This is a genomic window from Microseira wollei NIES-4236 (genome assembly GCF_020521235.1).
GTDB lineage: Bacteria > Cyanobacteriota > Cyanobacteriia > Cyanobacteriales > Aerosakkonemataceae > Microseira > Microseira wollei.
The window spans coordinates 1-8,930 of the sequence record NZ_BLAY01000268.1 but is presented as its reverse complement, the minus strand read 5'-3'; the positions used below and the strand labels follow the sequence as shown (position 1 = coordinate 8,930).

Below are 8,930 nucleotides of genomic sequence, written 5' to 3'. Positions count from 1 at the left end.
CTTGTGGCATGGGCATCTTGCCCGTAAGTCATAGCAGGCGAGACGCCTACCCCACAACAGATGAATTTTTCTTGTGGCATGGGCATCTTGCCCGTAAGTCATAGCAGGCGAGACGCCTACCCCACAACAGATGAATTTTTCTTGTGGCATGGGCATCTTGCCCGTAAGTCATAGCAGGCGAGACGCCTACCCCACAACAGATGAATTTTTCTTGTGGCATGGGCATCTTGCCCGTAAGTCATAGCAGGCGAGACGCCTACCCCACAACAGATGAATTTTTCTTGTGGCATGGGCATCTTGCCCGTGGGATAACCTTCTACCCAGCAGGCAGTAAAACAAAATCCTCCTCTCCGATTTGATTAGCCTCAATTCCACTTAAAATTGCCAAAATTTCCCCGCTACTTTTCACGCTGATAGTGGTGTCGTTATTGTTTTGGCTAATTGCAAGTAGTGGGAAAATTAGACCTCCAGCTAACCCTAGTAGATCTTCACCATCGGTAAAATCAGCGATCGCATCCCCACCCCACCCAACTGTAATCATAAATACATCCTCACCTTTCCCACCATGCAACCAATCGTTCCCCGCTCCACCGATAATGGTGTCATTATCTTTACCGCCGTAGAGCGTATCATCTCCTAGTTCGCCGTTGAGTGTATCTTCGCCTTGATTGCCAAATAGCAGGTCATTGCCATCACCGCCGCAGATTTCGTCGTTTTCGCTGCCTCCGTAGGCGGTATCATTTCCTTCCGCGCCGCAGAGACTGTCGTTGCCGCGATCGCCCGCTAACCAATCATCTCCCTTATCCCCAAAAACAATGTCATCATTTTGACCGCCATATACCGTATCATTACCATCTTCGCCGAACAGGGTATCATCGCCGATGTTGCCGCAGACGATATCATCTTCGTTGCCTCCGAACTGTAAATCGCGACCATCACCGCCATAGATGATATCGTTGCCCTTGTCGCCGGTTAAGGTATCGTCGCCCTGGTCGCCAAACAGCAAGTCATCGTTTTGACCGCCACGGGCGAAATCGTTGCCTTGTCCAGCCCAGATGATATCGTTGCCTGGATTTCCTTGGATATAGTCGTCGCCTTTGTTACCGCACAGCAAATCGTCGCCGGAATCGCCCAGGATGTAATCGCGATCGCTACCCCCAAAAATAATGTCATCATCGGCACCACCAATCAGGTTATCCTTACCTGCTTTGCCAAAGATCCAATCGTTACCGCCAAATCCATTCAGCGAATCGCCCGCATCCGTACCGATCAGAATATCGTCCAAATCGCTACCAAGTTGGATGGCATCAACGGGATTGGGAGTTGTATCGACACCGGAGATATTATCAGAATCGGGACGGATAATGGTTTCGCAGAAGCAATCCGGGACGGGGTTGGTAACAGTTAAGTTGAACGAAGCAAAGGTACTCGCATTCGCCCCATCGGTAGCTTTTATTAGCACAGACATCGTACCAACATCGCTATTCGTTGGAATGCCAACAAAAGTGCGAGTAATTGGGTTAAAACTTAACCAATTGGGTAGAGTATTGCTATTACCGGGTGTGGCGGAATAAGTGAGAGAATCGCCGCTATCAACATCGCTGAAAGTATCCGCAGGGAAGGTAAAGTTATACAGACTATTGATAGCAGCAGTTTGGTTAATCGGGATTGCAGCACTGACAAAAGGCGCGTCATTGACTGAATTAACAGTGAGATTAACCGTCGCAGGTGATAAAGCATAAGTTGTGCCATCAAATCCATTCCAATTAAAACTGGTATTGCCATTCCAGTTAGGATTGGGTGTAAAGCGGAGATTGCCTAATTCAGCGACGGGAATTTCTTGATTTTCAGTGACATTGGCGTCGCTTAGTTTCAGTATGCCGTTGTTGGGAAGAGAAGTTACTTGGATTTTGGTTAGATTATCCCCGTTGGTATCGCTGAATTTGCTCGTAAAATCAGAGGCACTGAAAATAACATTGGTATCTTCATCACCTGATATATTCAGATTGCTGACTGTGGGTGGATTATTGGTGTCGTTGGCGGCAATTGTTAGAGTTGCAGCATTCTGACCGCCAATTGTGAGATTCCCACTGGGATTAACTAAATTCAGGGTGAGGGTTTCATCGCCTTCAAGTAAGGTATCGTCATTGATGGGAATCGTGAGGGTTTTACTCGTTTCGCCGCTGGCAAAGTTAATCGTTTGAATTGTATTGTCAAAGTCGGTTCCGGTTGCAAATGGTTGCGTTCCACCCATTGCATTACCGTTAGTTAACTGGACTTGGATGCTACCAGAACTGGCAGTATCTCCTGTGCGGTTGATAGTAACTGCTGCACCAACAACCGTACCGTTTTCGTTAACTTGATAGGTAGGTTGAGAGAATTGGACGCCAACCGGGTCGTTATCTGCAATAGTGAGACTTGCCTTGGGTTGACTCTTATTCAACCACACCGAACCGTTATTAACAGCAGAACCTGGTGTCGCCACGAATAAATCGGGTTGACCATCGTTGTTAAAGTCTGCTACAGAAATAGGAAAAGGACTAAACTCCGCTTTAAAGCTAGTCCCTTTTTCAAAAGTGCCATCTCCTTGGCCTAATAGTATTGAGATATTGCCACTACCTGAGCCAGGTGTTCTTGTTGCTATGTCCACTTTTCCATCGCCGTTGAAGTCTTCCACGAAAATGGAAACGGGAGGGAACTCGGCTTTATAGTTGGCAGCTGGGTTAAAAGTAGCATCTCCTTTGTTTAATAGGACGGAGACGGTCTTGGAGGAATAATTCGCCGTTGCTAAGTCGAAGAAACCATCTTGGTTGAAATCTCCTAAAGCAACAGAATTGGAACCAGCCCCGACTGAAAAGTTGCCACCCTTTTCAAAAGTGCCATCTCCTTTGCCCAATAGGAGCGAGACATTATTGGCATTGTGGTTCGCCGTTGCTAAGTCGAGTTTTCCATCTTGGTTGAAATCCGCCGCCGCGACAGGCGAATATAAAATAGCCTCAACTTCAGATTTGATCGGCGCGGTAAAGTTGCCCGTACCCGTACCCAGCGAGACAAAAACCGTGTTTCCTACTGTTGCTAAGTCCAGGTGTCCGTCCCCGTTGAAGTCCCCTGTGGTAATAGAGGAAAAACCAGACTTCAGATCAAAGTAGGTAGGCTTATCAAAACTGCCATCTCCCTTACCCAATAGGAGTGAGATAGCTCCCCCGCCAGAACGGGTCGCTAAGTCGATGAACCCATCTTCGTTGAAATCTCCCACATTTAAGGGGAAGGCTGAGGAACTAGGCTCAAATCCGTTAGCCTTGACAAAACTGCCATCTCCCTGCCCTAACACTATCCAGCCAGAGTCTCCTGCTAAGTCGAGGAACCCATCATTGTTGAAGTCGGCGACAGCGATGTTGGTAGTATTGTTGACGGGAAAACTGGGGGCGGGGGTAAACTTAGGCACAGCGTTACCAGATGCCAAACGATACCCCGTACCTGCTTCTAAAGCGATTCCTACCGTTTCATTCGGATCGATCGCATTGTCATCAACAGGTGCGACATTTAAAGTAGCGGTAGTAGCTCCGGCAGCGATCGTAAAGCTGGTATTGCTAACCGCACTAATATTAGAACCCGCGACAAGTTGGTAGTCGGTGGTAGGTGTGGCGGCATTTTCCCCAGTAGCAACGCTGTAATTGACCGTTAAACCCCCAACTGGTGCAGGTTTAGTCAGCGTAATCGTAAAAGTGCCGTTAACTGGACCCGACTCGCTAGGAGTAGCACCAGCAGCTATATTGACTGCCGTTGGCAGGTTATCTTCAATTGTCAGACTGGCAGTGGTTTGATTCTTATTCAGCAAGACGGAAACGTTATTCGAGTCTCTGTTCGCCGTTGCTAAGTCTTGTTTCCCATCTCCATTAAAGTCCCCCACAGCCATCGAAGAGGGACGATTCCCAACGGAAAAGTTAGTGGACGGGTTAAAACTGCCATCTCCCTCGCCCAATAGGACGGAGACTTTGCCAGGGGAGGAAAAGAACCGCCCATTCGATGTCGCTAAGTCAAGTTTTCCATCGCCGTTAAAGTCTCCAGCAGTAATCAGTTCGGCAGGATTCTCGACGATAAACTCGGTCGCCTTGCCAAAAGTACCCGTTCCCGTACCTAATAAGACGGAAACGGTGCCGAAGTTAGGAAATCCACCACCAAAACCTTTGGCTGTCGCCAAGTCTAGATGCCCGTCGCCGTTGAAGTCGCCCGCCGCGACGGATTTGGAATAAGACCCAGCAACAAATTCGCCACCCTTGACAAAACTGCCATCGCCGTTACCTAATAGCAGTCGGGCTGGACCTGGTTCTACCGTTACTAAGTCAAGAAAGCCATCCTCGTTAAAGTCACCCTTGGCGATCGCTGCGTTAGGATGGAGAGCAATCAACTCTTTCAAGGGAGCCCGGACAAAACTGCCATCTCCCCTGCCCAATTGCACCAAGTTATTTTGGAAATCCGGCGCTACAATGTCAAACTTTCCATCTTTATTGAAATCCCCCACCACCAGAAAACGGGCAATACTACGTACCGAAAGATTGGTCGCCTCGCCAAAACTGCCATCTCCGTTGCCCAACAGCAGGGAAATCTCTTGACTGTTTTGCGTTAATAAGTCCAGCTTCCCGTCGCCGTTGAAGTCTTCCACAGCAACGTTAAAGGCACTGCCTTTGCCCGGAAAGATGTTCTCTTTGCCAAAGCTGCCATCTCCATTACCCAACAACACTGCAACACCAGAAGCATTTGCTGTCACTAAGTCGAGTTTTCCGTCTTTGTTCAAATCCCCAACGGCAACAGAATTAGGACTCGACCCAGCAGAAAAGTTGGTGGCAGGGGTAAAGTCAGCAAAAGTACTGGAACTTGCACCCAGAGTGTAACCCGTTCCCGCTGCAAGGTTAACTCGTACCTTTTCCTCAACTATTTCAATTACCCCATCATCCACTGGTTTTACAGCTAAGGTGGCGCTGGTGACTCCCGCTGCAATGGTGAATGTGTTATCTCCAATTGCAGTAATATTCGTGCTGGCAGCCAAGTCAAACGTATAATCTGCGGGGATATTTGCCGTACTGCCAGTGGTATTGAAATTAACAGTAACTGGCGCGGTAGTAGGCGCGTTGATCGTAATATTAAACGTGCCGTTTGTTGACCCCAATTCCCTGGCATTAGTGCCAGGAGAAATGTTAATCATCGGGTCGTTATCGGTAATCGTCAAACTGGCATTATTTGCCGCCCCAACGGTGTAACCCGTACCCGCTGCTAAAGTAATTCCGACTGTTTCATTCGGGTCAATAACTGCATCGTTGACGGGAGCGACTTTCAAAGTAGCTTTAGTGACTCCCGCAGCAATAGTAAAGCTGTTGGCAGTAACCGTACTGATATTTGCACCAGCAACAAGTTGGTAGTCCGTTGTGGGTGTAGCGGCATTTCCCCCTGTCGCAAGGCTGTAATTGACGGTTAAACCTTTACCAGGTGCGGGATTATCTAAGGTAATAACAAATGTCCCATCGGTGGAATTTAACTCGCTGGGATTCGCACCCGGAGCAATTGTGACGGTGTAACTGGTAGGGGTGGTATTCAACAACACCGAAACATTGCCGGAGAAATTCGCCGTCGCAATGTCGGGTTTTCCGTCTTTGTTGAAATCTGCTGAGGCGACAAAAGAGGGATTGCTTTCGATAGAAAAGTTAGTAGCAAAGCCAAAACTGCCCGTCCCCGTACCCAACAAGACGGAGACGTTGTTGGAAATCTGGTTTGCTACCACTAGGTCGAGAACTCCATCCTTGTCAAAGTCCTCCACAGCGAGCGATTTGGCTAGATCTCCTACGGGAAAGCTGGTGGGACTGCCAAAACTGCCACCTCCCGTACCCAAAAGAACAGAAACGACGTCGTCTGGTGAAGCATTGGAACTGTGTACCGTCGCTAGGTCAGCTTTGCCGTCACTGTTGAAATCCGCAATGGCAACATAAAAGGGTTCGCCCCCTACTGAAAAGTTCGTAGGACTGCCAAAACTGCCATCTCCTTTGTTGAATAGGACGGAGATATTGCCAGATCTCGCCGCAGCTAAGTCGAGTTTCCCATCCCCGTTTAAATCCCCTACAGTGACGGTTTGCGGATTGCCCCCTACTGAGAAGTTCGCGGGATTGCCAAAACTGCCATCTCCTTTGTTTTGTAGCACCGAGATGCCATTGCCAATTGTTAATGCTATGTCAGCAAACCCATCCCCGTTCAAATCCCCGCTGGCAACGGAACCGGAAGCAACCGTTGGAAGTTTGGTTGGGGTATTAAAAGTGCCATCTCCGTTTCCGAATAACACTGAGGCAGAGCCAGCGGTAGCTAAGTCGAGTTTTCCATCTTTGTTGAAGTCTGCCGCAGCAATTGATTGGGTACTATCCAACGCCGGAAATTTGGTAGCTGTGCCAAAATTGCCATTTCCTGTCCCTAGCAGTACGGAAACGTTGTTGGTGTCGTTCCCTGTCACTAGGTCTGGGTTTCCATCCCCGTTGAAGTCCCTCAAGACGATGGAACGGGGAACAGTCCCTACTGTAAAGTTGGTCGCCTTACTAAAGGAGGCGAGAAGAACGCCTGGGTACGCACTGCATACTTCTGGTAAAAATGCAAGGGGGCTGGCAATATTTCCCAGTCGGTGTTCTAGATGCCAGGTTCCGCCTTGTTTGGCGTTCCCAACTCGGTTTGCTGAGGCGGCGACGTTCGCACCTGTGAGTTGGTGGAGGCGCTGGAGGAAAGCTGAAGCGCCGGTGGGTTGGTGAAGCGAGGAGATTTCCCTTGTCCCGTCTGCGGCTACGTTGCAGGCGTATAAAAGAATGTCGGTTACTTGCCACTTTTGTAGCTGGTGGCGATATTGTTCTAAATTTGACCAATTGATCGGGGTTTTTCCCAGATACAAAGTTCCCGGTTCGCCGTGACAAACGATGTGCAGGCTGTCACTGGGATATTCCCTTAAGGCGGCTGTTATTTGCGCGATCGCATCCCCATCCTGCTCAATAATAATAACTTTTGCACCGCTGCAAACTCCGGTTGCTAAGCTTTGGTACGCTTGCACCCTGGTGTCTATTATTACTAACATTCCTGACTCCTTTGACGTTATTTGTTATTTGTCACTGGGATGCGCCTTCAATCCCCAATGGGAATAACTCAGGAATACAACTGAAATTTATGTGTTTCCTGAATGCTTTCTTCTAAAGATTTGTTAACTCTCAGCTACAGCTGGCTCGCTGATTCGCTTTCACAAGCGATTTACTACCGATACTAGGAAGTCTCGACGGTAACTTTTAGCACAACTTTACCCAGAATTGTAGGTTGGGTTTCGCTTTAGTTAACCCAACCTACAAAGAAATGGCGAGGGTGTTGTGCAAAAAACCGGGTTTTAGCAACAGGGAAAGAAGAGCGATCGCTTTTCTTTCCCTTCACCTATTTCAGCAAGGAGGCTCACACCTACCCGATAGGGAGGTGTTGAGAGGAATTACAAGTCAAAAACGAAACGCTGTTTGACCAATTTATCGCGTAGCGATAACAGGGAAAATAGCAGTTGAGTTTTTGACAAATATCCACCGAACGCACAATGATTAAGTCTTTTTTCTGGGGAACGTGCGATCGCTCGTTCCAACCCTAATCTATAGGGTATAATCTATCAAAAGTACGATCTATTTAAAATGGTTCAATCTAAAAAAGAAATTTTGTCTGCTGCTGGCAACGATAAATTTATCCTAGACGAAGAGACAGACCATATCCATCACAGTCACACCCACGCAGACGGACAAGAAAGTCATTCTCACGTCCACAGCGAAGAATCCCTGCGCCGCATTGTCAATCGCTTATCTCGTATCGAAGGACACATCCGGGGCGTCAAAACAATGGTACAGGAGAGCAAACCCTGTCCCGACGTGCTGGTACAGATAGCCGCTGTGCGAGGCGCGTTAGATCGGGTAGCGCGCATGATTTTGGACGAACATTTAACCGAATGCATCGCCCGCGCAGCCAAAGAAGGCAATATGGAAGCAGAGATCGAACAGTTAAAGGCGGCTTTGGATCGGTTTTTGCCTTGAATCATGCAGAGGGAGAGGGATTTCAGGGAATTTTTGCAAAAATGTCCGGAAAGCGTACGCATCGTAGAGAAAGAAGTATTCAGTAGATGCACCCTGATATTCATCACCCCGGCTAGAGATAGTTGGGGTTTTTTGTTTCTCACCCCAAAATTTGGCTCAAAATGCAGCCTTTGTTCAGACCGATTGGTTATTATAAGTAATTATCCGCATCTGATATTACGCCTGGGCTGAAATCTAATTTCTGGAGATGTCTATTAATTGAGGACAGAACAAGTTTTACATGAAAAGTTTTAACTTTTATGCTGCCAGAAACACTTAGGGAAAAACTGCCCTATTTTGCCATGCAGGGTGGAATTGCAGTCTGTAGACAATTACAAACCGAATTTGGAACATGGTGTCCGGCGATCGTATTACCATACTACTGGAAAGCGAATGTGTTGAAAGTTATTTGCTGCCTTCCAGAGCATGGATTTGATAAGGCATGTCCGATCGATGCTCCACGTCGATGGCCCAACTATACAGATTTTTTTATCATGCGTGGAGTTATGCTGTATGCCTACGCTAAAGTAGACGGGTATTTGCCAATTTATTTGGGGGATTTAACGGGGGAAGAAGCGAATCTAATCTCTTTGGCAGAATTTGACCAAACGAGGATGCCCATCAATTCCGATCGGGAATCAGACGAAGTGATACGGTAGATGCCCCCAAAGCCTCGCCACCTTGCCCCCACCCAGAAATTTGGCGAAAAACATCCGGAAAGCGTACGCATCCCAGAGAAAGAAGTATTCAGTAGATGCACCCTGATTTTTTAACCCCCGGCTAGAGATAGTTGGGGGTTTTTGTTTCCAAGAT

The 8,930-nt window shown here is 47.8% G+C and carries 4 protein-coding genes; 2 read left to right on the top strand and 2 right to left on the bottom strand.

All coding sequences use genetic code 11. The features are described 5' to 3' along the window. Positions 1-116: 116 nt before the first annotated feature. On the bottom strand, positions 117-290 hold the full coding sequence (locus MiSe_RS45045; RefSeq protein WP_226593196.1) for a hypothetical protein: 174 nt from the start codon (positions 288-290) through the stop codon (positions 117-119). A 26-nt stretch (positions 291-316) separates the two neighbouring features. After that, positions 317-7,099: an FG-GAP-like repeat-containing protein gene (locus MiSe_RS45040; protein ID WP_226593194.1), complete on the bottom strand. Its 6,783-nt coding sequence runs from the start codon at positions 7,097-7,099 to the stop codon at positions 317-319. 586 nt (positions 7,100-7,685) lie between these two features. Here MiSe_RS45040 and MiSe_RS45035 point away from each other — a divergent pair. Continuing rightward, entirely contained in the window at positions 7,686-8,078 is a 393-nt protein-coding gene (locus MiSe_RS45035) for a metal-sensing transcriptional repressor (protein ID WP_226593192.1), read from the top strand. 299 nt (positions 8,079-8,377) lie between these two features. Further along, positions 8,378-8,776: a hypothetical protein gene (locus tag MiSe_RS45030; RefSeq protein WP_226593190.1), complete on the top strand. Its 399-nt coding sequence runs from the start codon at positions 8,378-8,380 to the stop codon at positions 8,774-8,776. The last annotated feature ends 154 nt before the right edge of the window (positions 8,777-8,930 follow it).